This is a genomic window from Rhodoplanes sp. Z2-YC6860 (genome assembly GCF_001579845.1).
In the GTDB taxonomy this organism is placed as follows: Bacteria; Pseudomonadota; Alphaproteobacteria; order Rhizobiales; family Xanthobacteraceae; genus Z2-YC6860.
On record NZ_CP007440.1, the window covers coordinates 4,482,993 to 4,506,315 of the forward strand.

The window sequence follows — 23,323 nt, forward strand, 5'->3', positions numbered from 1 at the left end:
GTTGCCGTCGATGGAGTCCGCCTCATGACCAATCGGGATATTCTGGCGATCGGCACGTCAGCGGGCGGCGTCGAGGCGCTGACGTTCCTGGCCCGGCATATGCCAGCCGATTTTCCCGCGGCCATTCTTGTCACAATCCACCTGCCCAGCAATTCACAATCGGTTCTCGACGAGATACTGACGCGCTGCGGTCCGCTGCCGGCGAGCTTCGTCAAGAACGGTGACCGGCTGCGAAAGGGGCACTTCCATCTTGCGCCGCCGGATCGCCACCTTCTGGTCGAGGGCGAAGCGATGCTGCTGGGAAGCGGCCCGCGCGAAAGCAACTCAAGGCCGGCGATCGATCCGATGCTGCGCTCGGCTGCGTTATGTTGCGCACCCCGCACTGTCGGCGTCGTGCTGACGGGGACCATGAGCGATGGCGCCTCGGGACTTTGGGCCTTGCACCAAAGCGGCGGCGTATCCGTGGTCCAGGACCCCCGCGACGCGGCCTTTTCAGACATGCCGGCGAATGCGTTGAACCGACTCAAGCCGGATCACGTTGTCACGTTGGCGGCAATGCCGAAGCTCCTTGCGTCGCTTGCCGGGCAACGTGCCGGTGAGATCATGCCCGTTCCGGGAAACATCAAATTTGAAGTCGAAATCGCCAAAGGCCGCTCCTCGTCAATTCCCGAGATGGACCTGCTTGGCCATCGTTCGCCTTTGGCGTGTCCCGATTGCCACGGTGTCATGTGGGAAATCGAAGAAGGCGAGCTTGTCCGCTACCGCTGCCATGTCGGCCACACCTACACGGCTGAGATGATGGCGCTGGCGCTCGACGAGAATCTGCGCCGCGGGCTCGGCAGTGCGTCGCGTGCGCTCGAAGAGCGCCGGGCGCTCGCGCGCAAACTCGAGGAGCAGGCCACACGGAATGACCGATCGATGCTCGCGGCTTCCTGGTCGCAGCGGGCGAAGGAGTTCGAGCAGGAACTCAAGGTGATCCGCGACGCCATCCGTCGGCTCGACGACATAGTGACCCGGGAAGCCATACGGACCGCAGCGGAATAGTTGCTGTCGCGAAGTTGTCGTATAAGAATCGCCACGCCGATCGGGCGATGTCAGGAAAGCGCCATGCAGCTTTATTATTTCATTCTCAAAACCGGCAAGCAGACGGTCCCGGATTCAGAAGGACAGGAACTGCTCGACGAGCCGGCGGCCCGGCAACACGCCGTGGCCGTTGCGCGGCAGCTCATGCAAAACCGCGAGGCCGGCACGAGGAACTGGCGTATCCAGGTTTGCGACGACTATCTCAAGCCGCTGTTCGAGGTGTTCTTCGCAGAAATCGATGAAACCCTCGACCGCTTCCCGCCGCACGTGTCGGCATCGGTCGAATACGTGGCGCGCGCCGCCGCGAAGCTCAACGATGCCATCGGCGCGATGCAGGCGACGCTCCGAGACGTGCGGCAGACCTTGCTCCAGGCCGATCAAATCCTGTCCGCTATCCCCGGCGCGCGGGTCTGATCGCTATTCCCTCGCGTACATGGGGCGCGCAGCCTCGTCGCGTTCGGTAACAGTTGTGCTCGACGCCGATGACTTCAGCGCCTTCTCGTAACGCATCCGGATCGTGGCGTAGCACTCGCAAGCCGCGTGCTGCAGTTGCTCGGGCTTTTCGATCTTGATGTGGCCGCGGCGATAGCTGATCAGGCCAGCCTCCTGCAGCGTATGCGCGACGATCGACACGCTGGTGCGTCGAACGCCCAGCATCTCGGCCATGAACTCCTGGGTCAGCATGAAGTTGTCGGCGCCGAGCACGTCGCGGGTGTGAAGGAGCCATCGTGCCAGACGCTCGTTGAGCGTATGGCCGGCGTTGCAGGCTGCGGACTGCTGTGCCTGCGCCAGGATGAGCTGCTCGTGGCGGATGATCGCCTTGCGAAACTCCTCGTGGTCTCGCGCGACGTGACGCGCGGTGTCGACGTCGAGCGCGAAGCCCGTGCCGCCGATCTGGACGATGGCCTTGTACATGGCGTCACGGTCGTCGAGGGCGGCCCCGCCGCCGACCACGCTGTCATAACCGACCATCGCGGTTTCGATCATCTGGCCGCTGGCGAGCTCGCAGACCAGTGAAACTGCGCCTGAGCGCATGAAGTAGATGTTGCTGGTCTTGTCACCGGCGGAAAACAGCACCTGGCCGGCAGCGAAATTCTGGATACGGAGGCGCGGCCTCAGTTTTTCCAGCACCAAAGGTGAAAGCTCACGCAACAGCAGATTCTGGTCGGGCATGCGGTCTCCCATCTACGGAAACGACGTCCTCAGCTTCCGGTATGCCCGGTATCCGAACGTCGTGCTCCGAAACAATGTTCCCCAGAACCGACATAGGCAGTGTACACGGCACGACACAGACTTATGCGCTGTACCCGACAGAGCCGGAACTATATTTCACACGGTGATGGCTGTGACTATGGGGCCGGTCAAGCCTTGGTGTTGGCCTGCGACGCGAAGGTCGGCGGGCGGCCGAGCCGCGGCACCACCACGATGCGCTCGATCTCGCCGCGCAGATAGGCGCGCAGGAAGCGCGGATAGTCCCTGAACGACACGCAGCCGTTCGAAGCGCCTTTGGGGCCAAGCATATAGGTGTGAGCGAGGATGCCATCGCGGCCGAACATCTTGCTCTCGTCGACCGGCGTCAGGCGCAACGCCTGCACGCCGTGAAACAGCGATTCACGGAGCTTCAGCGTGTAGGTGTTGGGCGGTGTGACGCCGCGCATCCGAATTCTCGAGCTGCTCGGGTCATCCATGTGCTCGCCCAGCCCTGAATGCGCCTCGAGGCGTTCGCCATTCGGCAGGTACACGAGCTGCGCGGTGATGTCGTAGACGGCGGTGCGCGGCGGGTGCGGCTCTTCGGCGGGCTTGGCCAGCCCCGGAGGCGGGCCGAGCGAGGCGAGCTTCGGTTCGGCGGGCTTCGGCTTGGCACGCGGCAATGGAGCTTGGGGCGGCGCTTCGGGACGACGCAGCGGCAGCGCGACATCAGCCGCAGCGACCTTGGCCGACGTCGGACCGATCGAGCCGGTGACCGCGGCCGCCGCCGCAGGCTTCTCGGCTTTGATCTCAGGCAGACCGGGGGCGATCGAGGCCACACGCACGGTCTTGACCGGCAGCGCCGTGCCGAACACGAAGCGATCCTCGACCACAGCGGAGGCGGTCGGCTTTTTGGCGCCTTCCATTTTTTCAGCGACCGTCGTCGTCGCCGGAGCCAGCCAATCCTCGCCGTTGGGTGGAATCGAAAACGCAGCGACTGGCTGAATGGCCGAGCGTGCCGATGTGGACATCGCGAGCAGCCAGCCGGTGCCAAGCAGCACCAGCATCACGGAGAATGCGCCGGCGCCGACGATCCAAAGGCCGCCGGTGATCGCCTTCAGCAGCAGGCGCCAAGGGCTGACGTGGTGTTTGGAGCGGGAACTGGACGCAGGTTTGCGAGGCGCAGAACTCCTGCCGCGAGACGACGACGCAACCACCAACGCCATGGATACTGAGCCCGACCCGACACCAACTGACTCGGGCACAGTGACCCAACGTGGTTAAACAGACGTAAAAGCAGAAAAATTGCCGAAAATGTGATGAATGTGCTGGTTCCCCGAACCCGAGGTTCGGACGGATTGCTCAGCAGCCAATTTTGCGAAACCGCGGACTGGTGGCCGGCTACTGCGAGCCTTCAAGCCCGAGTTGCTTCACCATGCCGCCCCATTTCACCCGCTCGGACTTGATGTAAACCTGCATCTCTTCGATGGACATCGGCGGATTGGGGATGAGCCCGATGCTGGCGATTTTATCGTGGACCTCGGGATCGGCCACGATGCGCTCCATCTCGTCATGCAGCCGCTCGGCGATCGGTCGCGGCGTTTTCGCGGGCACGAGCAGCATGTGCCATGACACGCCTTCGTAGTCCGCCACGCCTGCGGCTTCGGCGAACGGCGGCGTGTCGGGCAGGAGCGGCAGCCGCTGCGATGCCGTCACCGCGAGCGCGCGGAGCTTGCCTTCCTTGACCAGCGGGATTGAGAGCCCCGCTTCATTGAAGCTTGCAGCCACATGGCGCGCGACCAGATCGGTCGCGAGCTGCGAGGTCGAGCGATACGGCACGTGCGTGGCCTCGAAGCCGAAGCGCTGCTTGGCGTACTCCATCGACATATGCTGCAGCGAGCCCGCGCCGATCGAGGCGTAGCTCAGTGGCGGATTGCTCGCCTTGGCAAGCGCGATGAACTCCGGAACGGTTTTGGCCGGCAGTGACGGATTGACCACCAGGATGAACGGCGACTTCGCATAAAGCGAGATCGGAATGAAATCGTCTGGATGGTAGGGCAGCTGCTTGTAGAGCGTGGGATTGATCGAGAGCGCGATGGCGGTCAGCACCACCAGCGTGTGACCGTCCGCGGGTGAGGTTGCAACGGCGTTGGCGGCAAGCGAGGTCGCGGCTCCCGGCTTGTTCTCGACCAGAACCGGTTTGCCGAGCGCGTGCGACAGCTTGTCCGCATAGATGCGGGCCACGGCATCCATGCCGGTGCCGGCAGCGAGAGACACCACGATGGTGACGTTCTTGGACGGATAGGTTTGCGCCTTCGCGGATGGACCAAAAACGCAAGCAAACGACCAAACAAGCCACGCCGCCACCGCAAGGGTGGCAAGCCCCGTCCGACGTTTCACAAGCATTCCCCCAGGCAATGGTTTGTGCGTATCAATGGCGGCAAAACTGCCGCAAGGCTGGACGGCTTTCCGCGCGGTTGCAAATCAAACTTCTCCATCCCGGGGCACCGAAATGACATCCACCGCCGCGACCAAGGCCATTCTGCCGGCCGACATTCCGAACACGCCGTATCGATGGGCGCGCGGCGTGCGGGCAGGGCGCTGGCTGTTCGCGACTGGCCAATGCGGCACGGATTACGTGCACGGCATGGCGCCCGAGGTGCTGCAGGCGGGCCATCCGTTCGACGGCCCGTCGAAGGAGCATCGCGAAGCGCGGCGCATTTTTGCGAACATCGACGAGGTGCTGAAAGCCGGCGGATCGAGCGCGGGCGACGTGGTGCGTATCGATCAGTACTACACCGCGGCGCGCGTGGTGGATGCCTATCACCAGACCCGGCGGCAGTTCTTCAACGGCCGCATTCCGCCATCAACCTCGAACCTGCACCGCCGCTTTGCCCGCGCGCAGCAGTCGATGGAGGTGCAGGTGATGGCCGCGGTGCCGGAGCCGGGCTTCGCGGTGACGCACGAAGCCAAGGCCGGCACCTACAAGATCCACGCGAGCTCGGGCTACAGCCCGGCGCTGAGCGTCGGCGACTTCCGCTTTGTGCCGGGCCAGACCGCGGAAGCGCGCGACGAAGCGGAACTGCCGATCGATCCCGAGGCGCGGCGGCCGCACGGGCTTTGGAAGAGCACGGCGATCCTGCTCGAGACCGACTTCATCGTGCAGAAGAAGCTCAAGCCCACGCTCGAAGCGGTGAATGCCGGCCTCGACACCGTGGTAAAGGCCCAGGTGTATCTGCGCGACCAGGAGGACCTTCCGGGATTCCGCCAGGCCTGGGCGAAACACTTTCCCGTCCAGCCCGCGACCACGATCATCGCGACCGAGACGCCGGGCTTCATTCAGTCGGAGCTGCGCATCGAGATCAACACCATCGCGCTGGCCCGCGACGGTGCGACGAAAAAGCAGGTGATCGCGCCGGTGCCGCCGCTGTTTTCGGGCGCGACGACGGCGATCCGCGCCGGGGACCTGCTGCTGATCTCGGGGCTGATGGCGGTGCGCGACGGCGCGCTGGTCGCCGGCGCCAAGGTCGACCCGACCCAGCCGTTCTACGCCGTTCCGGCGAAGGCGGAGCTCAAGGAAATCCTGCGGCAGGCCGACGCGATCTGCGCCGCGGCCGGGACGAGCCTCAAGAACGCGGTACGGATCCAGCAATTCCATTCCGACCTCGCCGATCTCCCGGCAACGCTCGAAGCATGGTCCGAGGCGCTGGATGGAGGGCCGTTGCCGCTGTCGCCGATCGAGGTGCCGTGGCTGCCGGTCCCCGGCGCGCGGCTCGAGGTCGATCTGTGGGTGTATTGCCCGAATTGAACTCTGGCGCAGCTTTTGCTTTTCGCGGATGGTTTCAACGGCTCGAACACGAACAAGGCAATAACGATGATCTCCCGACGAATGCTGGCGCTCGGCGCCGCGTGTCTGTTTCTCGGCGCTTCCATCCCTTCGAGCCAGGCGCAGCAATGGCCGAGCCGCCCGGTCAAGGTCGTGGTGCCCTACGGCGTCGGCGGCGTGACCGACATCATGGCGCGGCTCACCGCGGACCGGCTGAGCAAGATGCTCGGCCAGACGTTCGTCATTGAAAACAAGCTCGGCGCCGGTGGCGCGATCGGCGTCGACTATGCGATGCATTCGCCGCAGGACGGCAGCACGATCCTGTTCATCGGCAGCACGCTGTTCACCGTGCTGCCGCTCGCGCAGAAGGTGAATTTCGAGCCGCTCAAAGACCTCATCCCGGTGAGCATCACCGGCACCAACGGCATGGTGATGGTGGTCGGCAAAGACGCGCCGTACTCGACCTTGCGCGAGTTCATCGATTACGCCCGCGCCAATCCCGGCAAGATCACCTATTCGAGCGGCGGACCGGCCACCAACAATCATCTGTCGACGGCCTATCTCGCCGGCAAGGAAAACCTCGACATGGTCCATGTGCCGTTCGGCGGAGGTCAGGCCGCGCTCACGGCCGTGCTGTCGAAATCGGTCGACATGCATTTCGGCAATTCATCGGACCTGATCGAACCCGTGAAGGCCGGCACCGTGAAGGCGCTCGCGGTGTCGACGGCGAAGCGCATGCCGCAACTGCCGGACGTGCCGACCGTGGCCGAGACCGTGCCGGGCTACGAATATCTCGCCTGGAACGGCTACGCGGTGACCGGCGGCGTGCCGGCCGAGGTGTCGCAAAAGCTCGCCGAGGCGCTGCGCGTGATCGCCAAGGATCCGGAGGTCATCAAGACGTTCGGCAATCTCGGCATCGAGTCGACGGGGACCTCGCAGGAGGAAGCGATCGCCAGCATCCGCAAGGACATGCCGATCTACGCGCAGATGGTCGACATGGCCGGCGTGCGCAAGAAATAGCGTCCGCAACGTCGACAGACGTGTCTCGGGAGGCGCGGCGCGCCGTGCCTCTGAAGATTTTTGTACATTTGAGTATTTGTAGAATATCGCGAAAAAGTTGTGGTCCGATAAGGCGCGGATGCCGGTTCCAATATGCTGATCGCATATGGGAATTCTTTGTCACAATGTTTCACCGGATCAATTTACCGACCGGAAACTCGCCACAACCTATGTGGGAAATTTTCAGGCAATACCTGACCGCATGAGGAAGGGGCGTCAATGCGTATGTTGGAGGCGACCAAGCGGTTTCTTGGGGATCAATCCGCGTCGGCGGCAATCGAGTATGGGCTGATTGCGGCCGGCATTGCGGTGGCCATCATCAGCGTTCTGAGTGGAACGCAGGAGAGGCTGATCACGACCTTCAGCAAGGTGCGGGAGAGCCTGAGTAGCCCTTGATCCCTACGTTTGTTGACTGAGCATTTCAAACTGCGCCTCGCGTTCGCGAGGCGTTTTTTTTATCGCTCGTGTTGGCGCGCTTCCATTCCTCGGCCGAGCTTCACTTTGCGCGCTGCGCTGCCGCGCGCTCGACGAAGGAGTTGTCGTAGGTTTTCGCGATGTCGATCTTGGCGTTCTTGATCGTGTCTTCGAACGCCGCAAGGTTGCGATAGGTGAGGGTGGCGGCTTCTACGCTGATGCGGCCGTCCGGCGAGACCCGTTCGCGGTTGTTCTCGATCATGGCGCGATAGAGATCGCGATCGCCGGCGTAATATTCCGGCGGCACCGCAGCCACGATCTCGTCGGTCGATGCGGTAGCGAGCCAGGCGAGCGCCGCGCTGATGGCGTTGGCGAAGGCCTGCACGGTTTTCGGGTTGCGCTCGATGAAACGTGCACTGGCATAGAAGGCCGATGCGGCAAACGGCCCGCCGTAGAGATAGTCGAGGTCCTTGGCGTGCCTCGTATCGAGGATGGTCCGCATCGCCCCGTCGCGCTGTAGCAGCGAAATGGCCGGATCGAAGTTGGCGATGGCGTCGAGCTTGCCGGTCTTCACCGCGGCGACGGCGGCCGCTCCGCCGCCGACGCCAATGATGGCGACATCGTCCGTGGTCATGCCGGCCTTGGCGAGGAGCATCGCGAGCCCCACGGCGCTGGCCGAGCCCGGACCGGTGACGCCGATCTTCATGCCCTTCAGGTCTTTGAGCGTCTGGTAGGACGACGCCTTGTCCTTCTGAATGCCGACCACGAGGCCGAAGGAATTGGCCTGCAGCGCGATGGCTTTGATCGAAAGTCCTTTCGCCGCCATGTAGAGCGTGTGCTCGTAGGCGCCACAGCCGATATCGGAGCTGCCCCCGACCAGAGCTTCCAGCGCCTTGTTGCCGCCCTGGAAGTCGCTGATCTCGACGTTGAGGCCTTCCTTGGTGAAATAGCCGCGGCGCTCCGCGATGGTGAGCGGCAGGTAAGCGACGAGTGTCTTGCCGCCGACCGAGAGCCGGATATTGGCATTCTCGACATCGGCCGCGAACGCAGGCCTCGCGCCAAGCGACAACGCGGCGATCGACGCCAGCAGAAGACGGCGCGTGGTTTGCATCGGTTCCTCCCTCGAGGATTGTTTCGGTCGGCAGCGCGTCGGTCGCGCGTGTCGATTGCGGCATGAGTATCGCAATGCGGCTGCACGGAGCAACCCGATCGCGCTTTGCCCACTCATGCCCACGCGCGACGCGAACGCGCACGTGCTTCGCGTGGCGCGCGCTTGAAACGCCGGCGTCGATGCCAAATACTCCCGCAAACAACAACGATCCCGGCGCGGATTCTCGCGCGCTTGGTCGTGCTCTATCGCGAGCCGGGAGTTGGGAGGATGGCTGCCATGAACAAGGCTCGCGCCTTGCTGCCGATACTATGGCTCGCGTGTGGCGTCTGCACCGCCGCGGCACAGACCGACTTCCCATCGCGGCCCATCCGCATGATCGTGCCATTCCCGCCCGGCGGCGGCATCGACACTACGGCACGCATCACGGCGCAAAAGCTCTCCGAGGTGATCGGCCAGCAGATCGTGGTCGAGAACCAGGGCGGGGGCGGCGGCGTGATCGCGACCGGCGCCGTGGTGAACGCCGCGCCCGACGGCTACACGCTGCTTTATCACTCGACGACCGGCATTGTGCACGCCGCAGTGACGCCGAAGCTACCCTACGACTGGCTCAAGGATCTGGCGCCGGTCTCCATTACCACGCGCTTCGCGCCGGTGATGGTCGTCTCGCCGACGCTGCCGGTGACGAACCTCAAGGAGTTCATCGCGCTGCTCAAGGCCAATCCCGGCAAGTTCAGCTACGCGTCCTCGGGCACCGGCACCGCCGTGCATCTCGCGGAAGAGCTGTTCCGGCAAAAAGCCGGTGTCGACATGGTGCACGTGCCGTACCGCGGCACGATCGCCGCGATGCCGGACCTGATCGCCGGACGGGTCGCCATGATGATCGACGGCGTCCCGGTGCAGACCAAGAACATCCAGGCCGGCACCGTGAAGGCGCTGGCCGTGACCACCGATGCGCGCTCACCGGCCTTGCCCGACCTGCCGACCATGAAAGAGTCCGGGCTCGACTACGTCGTGCCGTACTGGACCGCGGTCTATGCGCCGTCAAAGACGCCGCAGCCGGTGATCGACAGGCTTGCGGCGGCATTCAAGAAAACGATGCAGAGCGACGAGGTGACGAAAAAGCTCGCGGAGTCCGGCACCGAGGCGGTCGGCTCGACGCCCGCCGAGCTCGACGCGCTGACGCGCCAGCAGTTCACGCTCTACCGCGGCATCGTCGAGAGCAATCCCAAGCTTGTCGAAGGGGAATAGACCTGGGCGTGGAATACGGTCACGCTTGCCGGGGCCGATATTGCTGACCTTTTTGACGATACCAACTTCGTCGACTGGTCCCTCAAGGCAACACCAGCTTCACCTATGCGGCGCCCGCAAATACCTCCGCGAAGATTGGATGTGTGTCCCCGCCGCCGCGTTTATAAAAAAAGCCATGCGGCTCTCAGGTTGTACGGAGTAAAATTGCTCTGGCGAGGTTGCGTCGATCTCTGCCCCGTCCGAAAGTGCTTACGGAATCGGAATGGGTGGTTGGAATGGGCAGGGTCAAGGAGGGCTTTGCGGGGGCCGTCGCTGCAGCCGGGCATACTCTTACTGTGTACCGCTCACGACGAATTCCGGCAGTTCCGCATTGCGTCTTTTTCTTTGCTTTCGCGTTCGCAGCATTGTTGTTGCCAAGCGGTGCCGCGCAAGCACAGTGCACGACAGTCGGCAACGACATTACCTGCACGAATTCTGGGGCATTTCCCTCGGACTTTGTCGCGTCCAATTCGTTCGGCACCGCCACGGCCATCAACACCGGCAGCGTAGCCCGCGAATTTGGTGCTACAGCGCAAGGCAACGCCGCAGGCACCAATTCCGGCAGTGTGGGCGGCGAGATGATAGTGCTATCGGTCGTTGGCAACGCCACGGCCACCAACTCCGGCAGTGTCGGCGGCAGTGCTGGGGCACAAGTGTCTAACACCGGCGACGCCACGATCATCAACTCCGGCCGCGTGGGCGTCGATATTTACGCGCGCACGGGCAACATCGGCAACGCCACGGCCATCAACTCCGGCAGTGTGGGCGGCCAAGCTTTGGCAAGCGCGCGCATCGGAAACGCCATGGTCGTGAACTCTGGCGCGATCGGCAATGGCGTCCAGGTTTCTACGACGATTTCGGGAAACGCGGCGCTGACGAGCTTCGCGGGGTCGAGCATCTTCGGATCGATTACCGTGCAGTCGGCGACCGGTGCCACCGCCGCGAATTTCTTCGGCGGCAATTATCAGTACACCTTCTCCGGTCCCGGCGTGCCGAACGCGATCAACACCAACGGCGCGCCGTTCGTAGTGTCGGGCAATTCGGTCGCGGTTCTCGATCCGACCGCGTTCGCGCTGGCCGACCGCTCGGTGATGCAGTTCACCGCCGGCGTCTCTTCGATGCTGCAGGACCGGTTCGGCGGCATGGGTATCGCAGGCGGAGCAAGCGCCGGGGCGATGGGGTTTGCTCCGACGGCGGCGAGCCGCGTCTCGGCCGCGTTCGGCAACACCGCGGAGCAAGCCTTCTCCAGTATGCCCTCGGTCGCGATATCCTACAGCAGCGCGGGTGCGAACAACGCGTATGCGATGTTCACCAAGGCGCCACCTCGCGCCCAAGTCTACGACACGGTGGTCTGGACCTCCGGTTTCGGTGGCGAGCGCAGGCAGCATGAAACCGATTCGATCCTCGGCGCGCGCGACACCGCCTATGGCGGCGCGATCGGCGTCGACCGCCAGTTCACGAACGATCTACGGCTCGGCGCTTTCGTCGGCGCCGGCAGCAGCCGGATGCAGGTCGATTTCGATGTGCAGCGGATCGACACCGACTACGTCTTTGGCGGCGGCTATGGCCGCTACAGCATGCGCAACGCTTTTGTCGACTTCGCGCTGTTTGGCGGCAGCATCTCCAACAAGAGCCAGCGCAACGTCGCCAACAACCTCGCGCCTGGCGGCTTGGAGCAGGCCACAGCAAGCTATGGCGGCTGGTTCATCAGCCCGGACGTGACCTACGGCTATCGCCTGTTCGTCGCCAGCGACACCACCGTCACGCCGAAGGCGCGCGTGCGCTATGTCGGCGGCTCGCTCGATGCCTTCACCGAGACCGGCTCTGCGCAGAACCTGAGCATCGGCCGCCGCAGCCTGAGCGACATCGAGGAGCGGCTCGGCGTCGAGGTTGCAGGCGTCGTTCCGGCGCTCATCAGCGGCACGATCAAGGGCAGCGTCGAACTCTCGGGCGTCGGCCTGCAGCGGCTCGGCGACACCACCATCAACGGCACGCTGCTCACCCAGAACATCGCCTTCACGACGCCCGGCAAGAGCGAAGCTTACGGCGGTGCACTCAACGTCGGCGTCGACTGGCGGTCCAAGGACAACATCAGCGTCTACGCCAGCGCCGAAGGCACCGCGATGAACGACCGCAGCCGCAGCGCCGCCGGCAAGGGCGGCATCCGCATCGGGTTTTGACCGCGCAGCATGCGGGATCGGCTGATGGCGCCAAGCCGACGTCCATCGCGGACCGTCCGTTTCTTGCGATCAGACGATCCGCTGTTGGAAGGCGTTACTTGAGCGGCAAAAACAAATCCACTGCCGCCTCATGCTCCGGCACCTCCGGGAATAAGTTCAGCCGTTGGCAATAGATCGGGAAGTCGCGTGCTTCCTCGCCGCTGGCCGGAAGCCAGTCGCGATAGAGATAGAGCGCAGCGGGCTCCAGATTGTCGGTGTTGCCAACGACGCGCAGCACCGCGCAGCGCCCGCCGGGAATCTCGCCGGCCTTGATCTGCTCGCCGTTCGGCTCGATCGATTGATCGGTCCCGACACAAATGTCATGGCTGTAATCGGCGGGCGACGCAGGACGCCGCTCGGAACGCCAGACACTGAAGGTCGGATTGGTCCTGGGGTGCAGGCCAGCGGCCTTCCGCCATGCGATAAACCGCTGGATGGTTGCGCCGAGCGTCGCAGGGTCGCCCCGATGTTCCATGATCGCCACCTGAGTGGATGGCACATCACGGATCGTCACGTCGTCGGCGGTAAAAGTCTTCTGCATGAGCTTGCTCCTCGCGTTGTCGAGAGGCCCGAAGGCCGCAAGCCACGGCTCCCAGTCGGGAGACTTCCGGAACGACGAAGGCGATTGTCCGAACCGTTGCCGAAAGGCGCGGGCGAAGGCGTCCGGTGCGTCGTAACCGGCATCCATCGCTATATCCGTGACGCTTTGGGCGTCTCTGTAGGCCAGCCGGAATGAAGCACGCTTCATGCGGGCGAGCTGGATGTAGCGATGCACGGACAGCCCGAAGGTCGCCGTGAACTGCCGGTGGAAATGATATTTCGAGTAGGCAGCGACGCTGCTCAGTGCGTCCAGGTCCAGATCGCCATCGAGATGCCGGTCTATGTGATCCAGCACCCGCTGCATCCGGGCATGGTAGTTTTGAAGCGCCGCCTTCATCGTTCCGTCTTCCGTGGCAGCACCAGCTAAGCGCACGCAGACATGACGCGCTCGACCGATCTTGCGGTTTTGTCGCGGGACTGAGAACGTCGCCGGGGGCCGTTTGCGACACGCCCAATCGTGGCTGTCGTCACCGCAGCCACAGGCTCATGAATCAGCCGGCTGTCGCAAATCTCAGTGCGCCAGCGGATTGGTGTAGCCGGCGGCGAGCTTGACGAGATCGGCCTGGCGGCTTGCGCCGGTCTTGGCGAACACGCGATGCAGGTGTGTCTTGACGGTGGTTTCGGCGAGACCCAGCGTCTGCGCGACCTCCCGCACGCCTCCGCCATCGACGATAGCGAGCAGCACGCGCAGCTCGGCCGGCGTCAGATCATAGGTGCAGCCGATGATCTCGCCGCCGGATTGGATATCGACCTCAACCTTGCGGACCAGCAGCGCCGCGACAGCCTTGTGCGACGGGCCGGAATCGCTGCGAACCACGGATGCCAGCGGCAGCACATGGGCAATGTACTGGGTGCCGTCATGACCGCTCAGCGGCACGGCGCGGCCCTTGGCGATGGCCGCTTCTGTGTCGGCGGTGAATATCTCGCGCAGCGCTGCGTGGGCGCGCGTGTTGCGGGCCACGAGTTGTCCGTTGATCGAGCGTAAAAAGTCGTCGGCTTGCAGCATGGCTTGCGCCGATGCATTGACATGGACGATGCGGCAGTTGGCATCGACCAGGAATATACCGGCGCTGAGGCTGTCCAGCACATCGGCGAATGCAGCAGCTTCCGACTGCTTGCGCTCGATCGACTTGTTGATCACGAGCGCCCGATGGGCGTGCGGCACGATCAGCGATATCCGCCGCAGCATGTCGGCATCGACCATGCGCCGCGACAGCACAGTCATCAGCACCGGGCAGTTCGGAGTCGACTGGTCCAGCACCACGTTGGCCGCGTCGACGCAACCCTGCGGGCTCAGCCACTCCTGATAGAAACGGCCGCGGCGGTATTCGTCATAAGGCACGAGATCGGGAATGCTCACGACCTCGCCGAAGCGGGGCAGAGTGGTGAGCGGGTCGTGCTTGCAGTGGATGTCCGAGTAGAGCTGAATGTAGTGCGGATCGGCGCCGCAATAGTAGTGTGTCACGCCGAACTTGCTGATCGCGTGCTTGGAGAACAGGCCGCAGGCTTGGCCGCCGACGAATTCGTTGACGCTGGCCACGACGTCGTTCCAGCGCTCAGGCGCAAGTGCCGCGTCGTAGATGTGTTCGATCAGATCGGAATAAGGTTTGAGTCCGCGCATCGGCAAACCTGTCGAAAAATGAAAAGGTCATCACTGATGTGGCCGGGACCGTATCATAAGGCCTCTCGCCTTCGTCCTCCGAACGGATGACACTACCGGGGTAGCCTGGCCGGCCGGTATTGGTATGCTGTTTGCTTGCAAGCCGTTGTTTTGACTTCGTACTCCGCCGAGGCATCCAATGGACCGTCGCGTATTCCTCCAGTTCGCAGCGGGTCTCCCGCTGGCTGCCGCCTGCAAGGGGCACGCGGCTTCGGCACAGCCAGCCTGGCCGACTCACAGCATGACCATCGTGGTGCCGTTCGCGCCCGGCGGTCAGGCCGACATCGCGGCACGGCCGGTGGCGCTGGGCCTGAGCAAGCTTCTCGGGCAGTCGGTCGTGGTCGACAACCGGCCCGGCGCGGGCGGCGCGCTCGGCGCGACGACGGTGCTCAAGGCCGAACCCGACGGCCACACCATGCTGATGGCGCTGTCCGCCGTCGTGGTTTTGCCCGAGGCCGAGCGGGTTTCCGGCCGCAAGCCGTCCTACGAGATGTCGCAGTTCACTCCCGTCGCGCGCGTGCTCGGCGATCCGAACCTGCTGATCGTGTCGGCCTCTTCGCCATACAAGACCGTGCAGGACCTGGTCGACGACGCGAAGAAACGTCCCGGCGAGATCACCTATGGGAGCTCCGGCAACTTCGGCGCCTCGCATCTGTCGATGGAGATGTTCTGCAACTCAGCCGGCATCAAGCTGCTGCATGTGCCATACCGCGGCGGTGGCCCGGCACTGACGGCCGTGCTGGCCGGGCAGGTGGTGGCCAGCGCCCAGGGCGCAGCGCCGCTCAAAGGTTATTCCGACGAAGGCAAATTGCGCGTGCTCGCGACCTTTGGCGCCGAGCGGCATTCCGCATTTCCGGATGCACCGACCTTTGCCGAAGCAGGCTTTGACGACGTGGTGCTCTACGTATGGGCCGGGCTGTTCGTGCCCAAGGCCGTGCCGGACGACGTGGTGATGCGGCTTCGGCAGGCCGTGGCTTCGACCATGAACGATGCCCAGACCATCGAGATTTTCAACAAGGCGGGAAGCCCGCCGGCCTACATGGATGCGGTGGACTTCTCGGCTTACATCGAGAAAGACAGCCGGCGGCTCATCGCGGCCGTGCAGAAGATCGGCAAGCTCGACTGACGATGGCGGGCGAAGAAACCCTCACGTCGTCTTGTAGCTGGTGCGGTTGATGAACTCGAGCGGCGTGCCGTCGGGATCGCGGAAGTAGAAGCGCGGGCCATTGATCGTGCCGCCACGACGATCCTCGTCGAAGAATATTTCGACGCCCTTGCTCTTGAGGCTGTCCTTCGCGGCTTCGTAGGCGTCGGCATCGACGATGAAGGCATGATGCACGCCGTCGGAGCCTTCCGACGGTCCTTTCTGGATCGGCGGCGGCCGCTTGATCAGCAGCAGGCACACGCCGCCAGCGTCGAGGAAGGTGATCTTCTTGTCCGGCAGTTGCGAGAGAAACTTGCAGCCGACGGCATCGGTGTAAAATTTGGTGCTCTTGTCAACGTCCGACACCGGAATGCTGAAGTGGGCCACGCCCTTGATGTCGATCATTAGCTTCCCTTTCCCATGCTAGCGGCCCGGGCAGCGTAGCAAGTTTGGATGGGCGGGAAACCCAGGCACTGCTCGAAAGCGCGTGCCGATCGGATCCGCCCAGATCGAGTGGCGGCAACGTCGCCTCATGCTTCACGGGGTGCGTCTCGACGAGGCGTTGCGCGGGAACTGACAGCGCGCAACCGAGGTTGAGTCGGCTTGGACCACGAAGCCCTGAGCCCTCATGATCAACGACCTCTGGTACAAAAACGCCGTTGTCTATTGCCTCTCGGTTGGCACTTACATGGATGCCAACGGCGACGGCATCGGCGACTTCCAGGGCTTGATGCGCCGTCTCGATTATCTGCACGGCCTCGGCATCACCGCGATCTGGCTGATGCCGTTCCAGTGCTCGCCGGGGCGTGACGACGGTTACGACATCTCGGACTACTACGGGGTCAATCCCGCCTACGGCACGCTCGGCGATTTCGTCGAGTTCACACACGCCGCCAAGCAGCGCGGCATTCGTGTGCTGATCGACCTCGTGGTCAACCACACATCTGACGAACACGCTTGGTTTCAAGAGGCGCGGCGCGATCCGAAATCCAAATACCGCGACTGGTACGTCTGGTCGGATAAGAAGCCGCCGAACTCCGACAAAGGCATGGTGTTTCCCGGCGTGCAGAAATCGACCTGGACGCGCGATCCCGTGGCCAAGCAGTGGTACTTCCACCGCTTCTACAAATTCCAGCCCGATCTCAACACGTCCAATCCCGCCGTGCAGGCGGAGATTTTGAAGATCATGGGCTTCTGGATTCAGCTCGGCGTATCCGGCTTCCGGATGGATGCGGTGCCGTTCGTGATCAGCACCAAAGGGCCGGATGTCACGCGTCCGCGCGAGCAATACGACATGCTGCGCCAGTTCCGCGAATTCCTGCAATGGCGCGTTGGCGACTCCATCATCCTCGCCGAAGCCAATGTGCTCCCGAACACCGACATGCAGTATTTCGGCGATGACGGCGACCGCATGCACATGATGTTCAATTTCCAGGTCAACCAGAACCTGTTTTACGCGCTCGCTTCGGCGGATACGCGGCCACTGGCCAAGGCCATGCAACGCACCGAAAGCCGCCCGGCAAGCGGGCAGTGGGGGATATTCCTGCGCAATCACGACGAGCTCGATCTCGGACGACTGACCGAAGCGCAGCGCCAACAGGTGTTCGACGCCTTCGGACCGAACAAAGAGGATCAGCTCTACGATCGCGGCATTCGCCGGCGCCTTGCGCCGATGCTCGGCGGTGACCGGCGCCGCATCGAGCTGGCGTACAGCCTGATGTTTACGTTGCCGGGCACGCCCGTGCTGCGCTACGGGGATGAACTCGGCATGGGAGACGATCTTTCATTGCGCGAGCGGGTGTGCTGCCGCACGCCGATGCAGTGGTCGACCGAGCCCCATGGCGGCTTCACCAAAAGCAACAAACCTGTTGTCCCGGTGATCACGGACGGGCCTTACGGCTTCCCGCACGTCAATGCCGCCGAACAGCGACGCGATTCCAATTCCATGCTGAACTGGATCGAGCGCATCGTCCGAATGCGCAAAGAAGTGCCGGAGGTCGGCTGGGGTCAATTCGACGTTTTGAAAACCGGTGACGACGCCGTGCTTGGTCTGCGCTACGATTGGAAGAACAATTCGGTGTTGTTCCTGCATAATTTTGCCGGCGAACCGCGCGAGGTCGCGTTTTCGACAGGCCTGAAAGGCGGCTTGAACGACAATCTGATCAATCTGCTCACCGCCGATCACAGCCGGGCATCGGAGAGCGGCAAGCACAGCGTTTGCCTGGAGCCTTACGGCTATCGTTGGTATCGGGTGGGCGGTCTCGACTACTTGCTGAAGCGAAGCGAGTTTTAAGACCCACCTGAGTTCGCCAAGACGACCAGCCCCTCATTGCCGCGAAGCTCTCCGGAGTCCCCGTCGTCCTGATCCGGATCAGTGGACAGCAAAATTCGGCCATTCGGGATAGCGGACCCCGGAAGCGGGCGCGTATCCGGGCCGAAGTTCAAAATCACAACGATGCGTTGTTCGCTGGTGGTTCGTTCGTACATCAACACGTTGTGGTCTGCGCTCATGACACGGGCGTCGCCACGATAAAGCGCTGGATGAGCCCGGCGAATCTCGATCAGCCGGCGATAGAGCGACAGGATCGACCGAGGGTCGTGTCGCAGGAGCGCGATGTTGCGGTCCTCGTAGTGAGGCTCGACCGGCAGCCAGGGCGTAGCGCCCGAAAATCCAGCGTTGACGGATGCATCCCATTGCATGGGCGTGCGGGAAGGGTCGCGACCCACGCCGAGTCCCGGCTCGTTCCGTTCCCAAGGGTCCTGGACGAAATTGGGCGCCACTTCGACGCGAGGCATTCCGATCTCGTCGCCGTAATACATCGTCGGCGTGCCGCGCGCGGTCAGCAAAAGCATCGCGGCGATCCGCGCCTGCGCAGCCCCGACCCTGGCAGCGATGCGCGGTTGGTCGTGATTTCCAAGCACCCAGTTTGGCCAGCCTCCGGCCGGCAAGGCTTTCTCGTAATCGGCGATCAACTTCGCAATCGCTTGCGCATTCCATGCCGCGTGGATCAGCGCAAAATTGAATGGCAGCTGGGCTCCAGAGAGGTCCTTGCCATAATACGCCATCAATCGTTCGAACGGCAGATAGATTTCGCCGATCAGGACGCGATCCGGATAGCGGTCGAGCACCGCACGCATCTGCGCGATCAGTTCGTGGATTTCGGGACGGTCGGCGTTGTAGACGGACAGCGTACGGTTGATGTCCGGCTGCGTCGGCGCGTAGGCCGGGTTGGACGGATTGTCGCGAAATTGTTCGTCCTTGATCAGCAGCCAGACCACATCGACGCGAAAGCCGTCGACACCGCGTTCCAGCCAGAAGCGCAAGGCGTCGAACATCGCCTCGCGCACCGCCGGATTGCGCCAGTTCAAATCCGGTTGTTCGCGCAGAAAGCTGTGCAGGTAATACTGCCCGGTCGTCGGATCGAGCGTCCACGCCGGTCCGCCGAATTGCGAAACCCAATTGTTCGGTGGCGCTCCGCCGGGGCCGGGATCACGCCAGATGTACCAGTCGCGCCTTGCATTGGCGCGAGACGAACGGCTTTCCAGAAACCAGGAGTGCCGATCCGAGGTGTGGTTGGGGACGAAATCGAGAATGACCTTCAGGCCGCGGCCGTGCGCTTCGCTCACCAGCCGGTCGAAGTCGTCAAGCGTGCCGAACAACGGATCGACGCCGCAATAGTCCGAAATGTCATAGCCGAAGTCGGCCATCGGCGATGGATAGATCGGCGAAATCCAGACCGCGTCGACGCCGAGCCAGACGAGATAGTCCAACCGCCGAACGATACCGTTTAGATCGCCAACGCCGTCGCCATTCGAGTCCTGAAAGGAGCGGGGATAGATCTGATAAATGATGCCGTTCTTCCACCACACAGCCTGGTCCAATTCGCGCTCCATGTTCGGTCGCGGCTGGTCAACCCAACTGGACGAAAGTGGTTTCGGGACTGGAGAGGACTTCCGTTCATTGCGAACCGGGTCATCCCATTTGTGTGATTTGACTTGGAAGCCTCAGGCGTTGCCTCTGCGTTCCGTCAATCAAGGAGCCTCTCCAAATGTCCTTTTCCATGTCTCAAACTTCACTCCCAACCTTCGAAATCGGCTTGAACGCACTGTCTGGTGTTCTCGACAAAGCCGCTGTCTTTGCGGCCGGCAGAAAGATCGACGACGCGGCGCTTCTGCAGTTGCGTCTTTCACCAGATATGTTCGCGCTCGCCCGCCAGGTTCAAATTGCCGCCGACCTCGCCAAGAACGGTTCATCGCGGCTCGCAGGCGTCGAGGCTCCGCGTTACGAAGACAACGAAACCACAATCGCGCAACTCAAGGAGCGTCTTGCGAAAACCGTTGCCTATCTGAAAACACTGGACCCGAAGGCGATTGATGCTTCATCGGATCGCGAGACCACGCTCCCACTGGGGCCCACCAACAAAGGCCACATGAAGGGCGCGGATTTATCTCAATCACTTCGTGCTGCCGAACTTCTATTTTCATCTGAGCGCAGCCTACGCCATCCTGCGCCATTACGGCGTCGAGATCGGTAAGCGCGACTTTCTGGGCGCAATCCCGATGAGGATGACGTAACGCCCAGAAGTCGGTCGCGGGAGTTGTTCGGCGGCGATGCCTCACGCCCCCGGAGGCGGCGGCAGGAACATCACCTCGTACTTGGCGGAGAGCGCCACCACGTCCGGCGGGTTCTGATCCTTCATCGAGTGGATCGCCCAGAACAGGTCATAGAGCCTGCGCGTCGGCGACACCCAGAAGAAGCATTTCACGGTCTGATCCGTTTTATTGAAAATGCCGTGAGCCTGGTTCATCGGCAGCCGGATCAGGTCGCCTGTCGTCGCCGTGAACTCCTTGCCCTCTAGGATGAGGTCGAACTTTCCATCCAGCATGTAGATGAACTCGTCCTGGGTCGGATGGATGTGCGGCGGCACGAAGGTTCCGGGCGGGAAGGTGGCATGCCAGGAGAAGCTCTGCTCGTTCAGCGATTTGGGCACGTAGGTCTGGCCCAGGATGTTCCAGGAGATGCCGTCGAGGCCGGTATTGGCCTTGGTGATCCCCGCTGTGAGTTCCTGCATCGCGCCCGCGCTCCCTTGCTTCTTCTGGCGGAGCGCATTCAACCATGTCTGAAGCGGCTCCGAAACGATTCCGAACGGCACCTGCGATCCCCTTTGGCGGCAGCGTAAACAGGGTTCCAGGGGAAGGGCAACGCAAGGCGGGACAAGGTTTTTCGCGCCTTGCCACCCTTTGTGCGCTGCGCTAAGCCTCAGCCGGCCTGTCTTTGGAACGAATCCAGTCGGATCGGGGGGATTTGGACGACTTTCGGCGCCGGAAGCGGTGACGAAGGTGTCATCCAATCATCCGCAAACTGGTCCAGAACGGGCACGCGGGGGCGGACGAGGCAAGTGATGAATGCGCTGCTACAGGATTATCTTCCCCTGGTGATCTTCATCGGCGTCGCGATGGCGCTCGGTCTGGCGTTGCTGATCGCGCCGTTCCTCATCGCCTACAAGCAGCCCGATCCCGAGAAGCTGTCCGCGTACGAATGCGGCTTCAATGCGTTCGACGACGCGCGCATGAAATTCGACGTGCGGTTCTACCTCGTCGCCATCCTGTTCATTATCTTCGACCTTGAGGTCGCATTTCTGTTCCCCTGGGCCGTCGTGTACGGCCAGCTTGGCGTCTACGGCTTCTGGTCGATGATGATCTTCCTTGGGGTGCTGACCATCGGCTTCGCATATGAATGGCAGAAGGGAGCGCTCGAATGGGATTGAGCGACCAAACCCTCGTTGCGCCGGCCCCGAAAGGGATTCTCGACCCGCGCACTGGCAAGCCCATCGGTTCCGACGACCGGTTCTTCACCGGGCTCAACGATGAACTGGCGGATAAGGGTTTCATCGTCACCGCGACCGAGGACCTTATCACCTGGGCGCGCACCGGCTCGCTGATGTGGATGACGTTCGGTCTGGCCTGCTGCGCCGTCGAAATGATGCAGGTGTCGATGCCGCGCTACGACGTCGAGCGCTTCGGCTTTGCGCCGCGCGCGTCGCCACGGCAATCCGACGTGATGATCGTGGCCGGCACGCTGACCAACAAGATGGCCCCGGCGCTGCGCAAGGTCTACGACCAGATGCCGGAACCGCGTTACGTCATCTCGATGGGCTCCTGCGCCAACGGCGGCGGCTACTATCACTATTCCTACTCGGTGGTGCGCGGCTGCGACCGCATCGTGCCGGTCGACATCTACGTGCCGGGCTGCCCGCCGACCGCGGAGGCGCTGCTCTACGGCGTGCTGATGCTGCAGAAGAAGATCCGCCGCACCGGAACGATCGAGCGATAGGACCGGTACAGGACCATGCGCATCGACAACATTCCGTTTGGCACGACCGACTGGCTGAGCGTTGCGCCCACCACCCACAAGGGTGACGTGGGCGAGGCCACATGGCGCACGCAGCAGTTCGGCGACATCCGGGTGCGGCTTGTCGATTACTCGCCGGGCTATATGGCCGACCATTGGTGCCGGAAGGGTCACATCATCTTCTGCGTCGACGGCGAACTCGTCACCGACCTGGACGACGGCCGCTCGTTCACGCTCAAGCCCGGCATGAGTTATCAGGTGGCCGACGAAGACGGCGCGCACCGCTCGCACACCGACAAGGGTGCGCGGCTCTTTATTGTGGACTGACCGATGGACGAGACGCTGGAACGCCTGGGTGAGACGATCGCGAGCGCGCTCGCTGGCTCGATCGCGGGCCATTGGGTCCAGCACGGCGAGCTCACGCTCACGGCGAGCGCTCGCGATATCGTCAAGGTCATCACGTTCCTGCGCGACGACGAGCGCTGCCAGTTTTACAGCTTCATCGACATCACCGCCGTCGACTGGCCGCAGCGCGAGCGGCGCTTCGACGTGGTCTATCATCTGCTCTCGCCGAAGCTGAACGCCCGTATCCGCGTCAAGATCGAGGCCGGCGAGGACACGCGCGTGCCTTCGATCATCGATGTGTTCCCGGGCGCCGACTGGTTCGAACGCGAGACCTACGATCTCTACGGCGTGCTGTTCACCGGCCATCCCGACATGCGGCGGCTGCTCACGGACTACGGCTTCGAGGGCCATCCGTTGCGCAAGGATTTCCCGATGACCGGCTTCGTCGAGGTGCGCTGGGACGACGAGCAGAAGCGCGTGGTCTACGACAAGGTCCGGCTCGCTCAGGAATTCCGCAACTTCGATTTCCTCTCGCCGTGGGAGGGCGCGGGCTACGTGCCGCTCCCTGGTGACGAGAAGGCGAAAGGCTAGACGATGGCCACGGCGATGTCAGGCGGCTGTCTTTGCGGCGCGGTGCGGTTCACCGCCACGCCGAAGGACCGCGACGTCGGTGCCTGCCATTGCAGCATGTGCCGCAAATGGACGGCGGGCCCGTTCATGGTGGTCGATTGCGCCGACACGATGAAGGTCGAGAACGATGCAAGCCTCGGCGTCTATCGGTCGTCGGAATGGGCCGAGCGCTGTTTCTGCAAGCAGTGCGGCACGGCGCTGTTCTACCGGTTGGTCGGCAAGGGACAGCATTACGTGTCGGCCGAGGCCTTCGACGACCGGGCCGGCTATGCGCTGACCAGCCAAGTGTTCATCGACGAGAAGCCTGACTACTACGACTTCGCCAACAAGACCCACAACATGACAGGCGCGGAAGTGTTCGCAGCCTTCGCTCCGCCCGAAGCCGGGCAGGCGAAAGGGTAATCA

General features: G+C 63.0%; 24 protein-coding genes and 1 pseudogene. 16 read left to right on the forward strand and 9 right to left on the reverse strand.

From position 1 onward, the window contains the following. Nucleotides 1–24 precede the first annotated feature (24 nt). Together RHPLAN_RS20845 and RHPLAN_RS20850 are read left to right on the forward strand one after the other, a co-directional pair. A complete protein-coding gene (locus RHPLAN_RS20845) occupies nucleotides 25–1,044 on the forward strand; it encodes a chemotaxis protein CheB (RefSeq protein ID WP_068031595.1) in 1,020 nt (339 codons plus the stop codon). 63 nt (nucleotides 1,045–1,107) lie between these two features. After that, nucleotides 1,108–1,497, forward strand: a complete 390-nt coding sequence (locus RHPLAN_RS20850) for a DUF6894 family protein (RefSeq protein ID WP_068021469.1) — start codon at nucleotides 1,108–1,110, stop codon at nucleotides 1,495–1,497. 3 nt (nucleotides 1,498–1,500) lie between these two features. Here the strand turns inward: RHPLAN_RS20850 and RHPLAN_RS20855 are convergent, their stop codons facing one another. From RHPLAN_RS20855 to RHPLAN_RS20865, 3 genes are all read right to left on the reverse strand, one after another. Beyond that, on the reverse strand, nucleotides 1,501–2,256 hold the full coding sequence (locus tag RHPLAN_RS20855) for a Crp/Fnr family transcriptional regulator (protein WP_068021471.1): 756 nt from the start codon (nucleotides 2,254–2,256) through the stop codon (nucleotides 1,501–1,503). A gap of 188 nt (nucleotides 2,257–2,444) precedes the next feature. After that, entirely contained in the window at nucleotides 2,445–3,497 is a 1,053-nt protein-coding gene (locus tag RHPLAN_RS40170; protein WP_084245283.1) for a DUF2778 domain-containing protein, read from the reverse strand. 175 nt (nucleotides 3,498–3,672) lie between these two features. Then, complete coding sequence (locus RHPLAN_RS20865; protein WP_198164437.1) at nucleotides 3,673–4,671, reverse strand: Bug family tripartite tricarboxylate transporter substrate binding protein; 999 nt, start codon at nucleotides 4,669–4,671, stop codon at nucleotides 3,673–3,675. A gap of 112 nt (nucleotides 4,672–4,783) precedes the next feature. Here RHPLAN_RS20865 and RHPLAN_RS20870 point away from each other — a divergent pair, with 112 nt between their 5' ends. The 3 genes from RHPLAN_RS20870 (at nucleotide 4,784) to RHPLAN_RS38475 (ending at nucleotide 7,552) form a co-directional block, all read left to right on the forward strand. Then, nucleotides 4,784–6,079, forward strand: coding sequence for a RidA family protein (locus tag RHPLAN_RS20870; protein WP_068021475.1), 1,296 nt, complete (start codon nucleotides 4,784–4,786; stop codon nucleotides 6,077–6,079). Nucleotides 6,080–6,145: 66 nt separating this feature from the next. Next, nucleotides 6,146–7,117: a Bug family tripartite tricarboxylate transporter substrate binding protein gene (locus RHPLAN_RS20875; protein WP_157100392.1), complete on the forward strand. Its 972-nt coding sequence runs from the start codon at nucleotides 6,146–6,148 to the stop codon at nucleotides 7,115–7,117. A gap of 258 nt (nucleotides 7,118–7,375) precedes the next feature. Further along, the gene (locus RHPLAN_RS38475) at nucleotides 7,376–7,552 is read left to right on the forward strand and encodes a Flp family type IVb pilin (RefSeq protein ID WP_335341016.1); all 177 of its coding nucleotides are present in this window, start codon (nucleotides 7,376–7,378) and stop codon (nucleotides 7,550–7,552) included. A gap of 100 nt (nucleotides 7,553–7,652) precedes the next feature. On the opposite strand, the gene RHPLAN_RS20880 is transcribed toward RHPLAN_RS38475, so the two are convergent. Next, nucleotides 7,653–8,681 carry an ABC transporter substrate-binding protein gene (locus RHPLAN_RS20880; RefSeq protein WP_068021479.1) on the reverse strand — a complete coding sequence of 343 codons (1,029 nt, stop codon included), beginning with the start codon at nucleotides 8,679–8,681 and terminating at the stop codon, nucleotides 7,653–7,655. Between the two features lie 276 nt (nucleotides 8,682–8,957). Between RHPLAN_RS20880 and RHPLAN_RS20885 the strand changes: the two genes are divergently transcribed. Both RHPLAN_RS20885 and RHPLAN_RS20890 read left to right on the forward strand, forming a co-directional pair. Further along, nucleotides 8,958–9,929 (forward strand): Bug family tripartite tricarboxylate transporter substrate binding protein, encoded by a 972-nt coding sequence (locus RHPLAN_RS20885; protein WP_198164438.1) that lies wholly within the window; start codon nucleotides 8,958–8,960, stop codon nucleotides 9,927–9,929. A 623-nt stretch (nucleotides 9,930–10,552) separates the two neighbouring features. Continuing rightward, entirely contained in the window at nucleotides 10,553–12,148 is a 1,596-nt protein-coding gene (locus RHPLAN_RS20890) for an autotransporter family protein (protein WP_198164439.1), read from the forward strand. A 94-nt stretch (nucleotides 12,149–12,242) separates the two neighbouring features. On the opposite strand, the gene RHPLAN_RS20895 is transcribed toward RHPLAN_RS20890, so the two are convergent. Together RHPLAN_RS20895 and RHPLAN_RS20900 are read right to left on the reverse strand one after the other, a co-directional pair. Further along, nucleotides 12,243–13,124, reverse strand: a complete 882-nt coding sequence (locus tag RHPLAN_RS20895; RefSeq protein WP_068021486.1) for an AraC family transcriptional regulator — start codon at nucleotides 13,122–13,124, stop codon at nucleotides 12,243–12,245. A 174-nt stretch (nucleotides 13,125–13,298) separates the two neighbouring features. Next, nucleotides 13,299–14,408, reverse strand: a complete 1,110-nt coding sequence (locus tag RHPLAN_RS20900) for a helix-turn-helix transcriptional regulator (protein ID WP_068021488.1) — start codon at nucleotides 14,406–14,408, stop codon at nucleotides 13,299–13,301. 178 nt (nucleotides 14,409–14,586) lie between these two features. Between RHPLAN_RS20900 and RHPLAN_RS20905 the strand changes: the two genes are divergently transcribed. Next, nucleotides 14,587–15,573, forward strand: a complete 987-nt coding sequence (locus RHPLAN_RS20905) for a Bug family tripartite tricarboxylate transporter substrate binding protein (RefSeq protein WP_068021490.1) — start codon at nucleotides 14,587–14,589, stop codon at nucleotides 15,571–15,573. Nucleotides 15,574–15,594: 21 nt separating this feature from the next. Here RHPLAN_RS20905 and RHPLAN_RS20910 read toward each other — a convergent pair whose 3' ends face one another. Continuing rightward, a complete protein-coding gene (locus tag RHPLAN_RS20910) occupies nucleotides 15,595–15,996 on the reverse strand; it encodes a VOC family protein (RefSeq protein ID WP_068021492.1) in 402 nt (133 codons plus the stop codon). 223 nt (nucleotides 15,997–16,219) lie between these two features. Between RHPLAN_RS20910 and RHPLAN_RS20915 the strand changes: the two genes are divergently transcribed. After that, the gene (locus tag RHPLAN_RS20915; RefSeq protein WP_068021494.1) at nucleotides 16,220–17,884 is read left to right on the forward strand and encodes an alpha-amylase family protein; all 1,665 of its coding nucleotides are present in this window, start codon (nucleotides 16,220–16,222) and stop codon (nucleotides 17,882–17,884) included. On the opposite strand, the gene RHPLAN_RS20920 is transcribed toward RHPLAN_RS20915, so the two are convergent. After that, the gene (locus RHPLAN_RS20920) at nucleotides 17,881–19,473 is read right to left on the reverse strand and encodes an alpha-amylase family glycosyl hydrolase (RefSeq protein WP_157100394.1); all 1,593 of its coding nucleotides are present in this window, start codon (nucleotides 19,471–19,473) and stop codon (nucleotides 17,881–17,883) included. The genes RHPLAN_RS20915 and RHPLAN_RS20920 overlap by 4 nt on opposite strands. A 179-nt stretch (nucleotides 19,474–19,652) precedes the next feature. Here RHPLAN_RS20920 and RHPLAN_RS40735 point away from each other — a divergent pair. Next, nucleotides 19,653–19,970: pseudogene (locus RHPLAN_RS40735) on the forward strand (DUF1993 family protein); the annotation flags it as partial. Nucleotides 19,971–20,052: 82 nt separating this feature from the next. Continuing rightward, nucleotides 20,053–20,166: a DUF1993 family protein gene (locus tag RHPLAN_RS40740; RefSeq protein ID WP_250636883.1), complete on the forward strand. Its 114-nt coding sequence runs from the start codon at nucleotides 20,053–20,055 to the stop codon at nucleotides 20,164–20,166. A 41-nt stretch (nucleotides 20,167–20,207) separates the two neighbouring features. Here RHPLAN_RS40740 and RHPLAN_RS20925 read toward each other — a convergent pair whose 3' ends face one another. After that, a complete protein-coding gene (locus tag RHPLAN_RS20925) occupies nucleotides 20,208–20,663 on the reverse strand; it encodes a cupin domain-containing protein (RefSeq protein ID WP_068031597.1) in 456 nt (151 codons plus the stop codon). A gap of 330 nt (nucleotides 20,664–20,993) precedes the next feature. Here RHPLAN_RS20925 and RHPLAN_RS20930 point away from each other — a divergent pair, with 330 nt between their 5' ends. Genes RHPLAN_RS20930 through RHPLAN_RS20950 form a run of 5 tightly spaced genes read left to right on the forward strand, consistent with a single transcriptional unit; the run spans nucleotide 20,994 to nucleotide 23,320 of the window. Further along, nucleotides 20,994–21,359, forward strand: a complete 366-nt coding sequence (locus tag RHPLAN_RS20930; protein WP_068021498.1) for an NADH-quinone oxidoreductase subunit A — start codon at nucleotides 20,994–20,996, stop codon at nucleotides 21,357–21,359. After that, nucleotides 21,350–21,925, forward strand: a complete 576-nt coding sequence (locus tag RHPLAN_RS20935; RefSeq protein WP_068021500.1) for a NuoB/complex I 20 kDa subunit family protein — start codon at nucleotides 21,350–21,352, stop codon at nucleotides 21,923–21,925. The genes RHPLAN_RS20930 and RHPLAN_RS20935 overlap by 10 nt, the downstream gene beginning before the upstream one ends. Nucleotides 21,926–21,940: 15 nt before the next feature. Then, nucleotides 21,941–22,270: a DHCW motif cupin fold protein gene (locus RHPLAN_RS20940; RefSeq protein WP_068021502.1), complete on the forward strand. Its 330-nt coding sequence runs from the start codon at nucleotides 21,941–21,943 to the stop codon at nucleotides 22,268–22,270. Nucleotides 22,271–22,273: 3 nt separating this feature from the next. Next, on the forward strand, nucleotides 22,274–22,879 hold the full coding sequence (locus RHPLAN_RS20945) for an NADH-quinone oxidoreductase subunit C (RefSeq protein WP_068021505.1): 606 nt from the start codon (nucleotides 22,274–22,276) through the stop codon (nucleotides 22,877–22,879). A gap of 3 nt (nucleotides 22,880–22,882) precedes the next feature. Continuing rightward, nucleotides 22,883–23,320: a GFA family protein gene (locus RHPLAN_RS20950; RefSeq protein ID WP_068021507.1), complete on the forward strand. Its 438-nt coding sequence runs from the start codon at nucleotides 22,883–22,885 to the stop codon at nucleotides 23,318–23,320. Nucleotides 23,321–23,323: the final 3 nt, after the last annotated feature.

Coding starts and splice junctions, on each gene's coding strand:
- RHPLAN_RS20845 (WP_068031595.1), top strand. CDS start 25: ATGACCAATCGGGATATTCTGGCGATCGGCACGTCAGCGGGCGGCGTC.
- RHPLAN_RS20850 (WP_068021469.1), top strand. CDS start 1,108: ATGCAGCTTTATTATTTCATTCTCAAAACCGGCAAGCAGACGGTCCCG.
- RHPLAN_RS20855 (WP_068021471.1), bottom strand. CDS start 2,256: ATGCCCGACCAGAATCTGCTGTTGCGTGAGCTTTCACCTTTGGTGCTG.
- RHPLAN_RS40170 (WP_084245283.1), bottom strand. CDS start 3,497: ATGGCGTTGGTGGTTGCGTCGTCGTCTCGCGGCAGGAGTTCTGCGCCT.
- RHPLAN_RS20870 (WP_068021475.1), top strand. CDS start 4,784: ATGACATCCACCGCCGCGACCAAGGCCATTCTGCCGGCCGACATTCCG.
- RHPLAN_RS20875 (WP_157100392.1), top strand. CDS start 6,146: ATGATCTCCCGACGAATGCTGGCGCTCGGCGCCGCGTGTCTGTTTCTC.
- RHPLAN_RS38475 (WP_335341016.1), top strand. CDS start 7,376: ATGCGTATGTTGGAGGCGACCAAGCGGTTTCTTGGGGATCAATCCGCG.
- RHPLAN_RS20880 (WP_068021479.1), bottom strand. CDS start 8,681: ATGCAAACCACGCGCCGTCTTCTGCTGGCGTCGATCGCCGCGTTGTCG.
- RHPLAN_RS20885 (WP_198164438.1), top strand. CDS start 8,958: ATGAACAAGGCTCGCGCCTTGCTGCCGATACTATGGCTCGCGTGTGGC.
- RHPLAN_RS20895 (WP_068021486.1), bottom strand. CDS start 13,124: ATGAAGGCGGCGCTTCAAAACTACCATGCCCGGATGCAGCGGGTGCTG.
- RHPLAN_RS20900 (WP_068021488.1), bottom strand. CDS start 14,408: ATGCGCGGACTCAAACCTTATTCCGATCTGATCGAACACATCTACGAC.
- RHPLAN_RS20905 (WP_068021490.1), top strand. CDS start 14,587: ATGGACCGTCGCGTATTCCTCCAGTTCGCAGCGGGTCTCCCGCTGGCT.
- RHPLAN_RS20910 (WP_068021492.1), bottom strand. CDS start 15,996: ATGATCGACATCAAGGGCGTGGCCCACTTCAGCATTCCGGTGTCGGAC.
- RHPLAN_RS20915 (WP_068021494.1), top strand. CDS start 16,220: ATGATCAACGACCTCTGGTACAAAAACGCCGTTGTCTATTGCCTCTCG.
- RHPLAN_RS20925 (WP_068031597.1), bottom strand. CDS start 20,663: ATGCAGGAACTCACAGCGGGGATCACCAAGGCCAATACCGGCCTCGAC.
- RHPLAN_RS20930 (WP_068021498.1), top strand. CDS start 20,994: ATGAATGCGCTGCTACAGGATTATCTTCCCCTGGTGATCTTCATCGGC.
- RHPLAN_RS20935 (WP_068021500.1), top strand. CDS start 21,350: ATGGGATTGAGCGACCAAACCCTCGTTGCGCCGGCCCCGAAAGGGATT.
- RHPLAN_RS20940 (WP_068021502.1), top strand. CDS start 21,941: ATGCGCATCGACAACATTCCGTTTGGCACGACCGACTGGCTGAGCGTT.
- RHPLAN_RS20945 (WP_068021505.1), top strand. CDS start 22,274: ATGGACGAGACGCTGGAACGCCTGGGTGAGACGATCGCGAGCGCGCTC.
- RHPLAN_RS20950 (WP_068021507.1), top strand. CDS start 22,883: ATGGCCACGGCGATGTCAGGCGGCTGTCTTTGCGGCGCGGTGCGGTTC.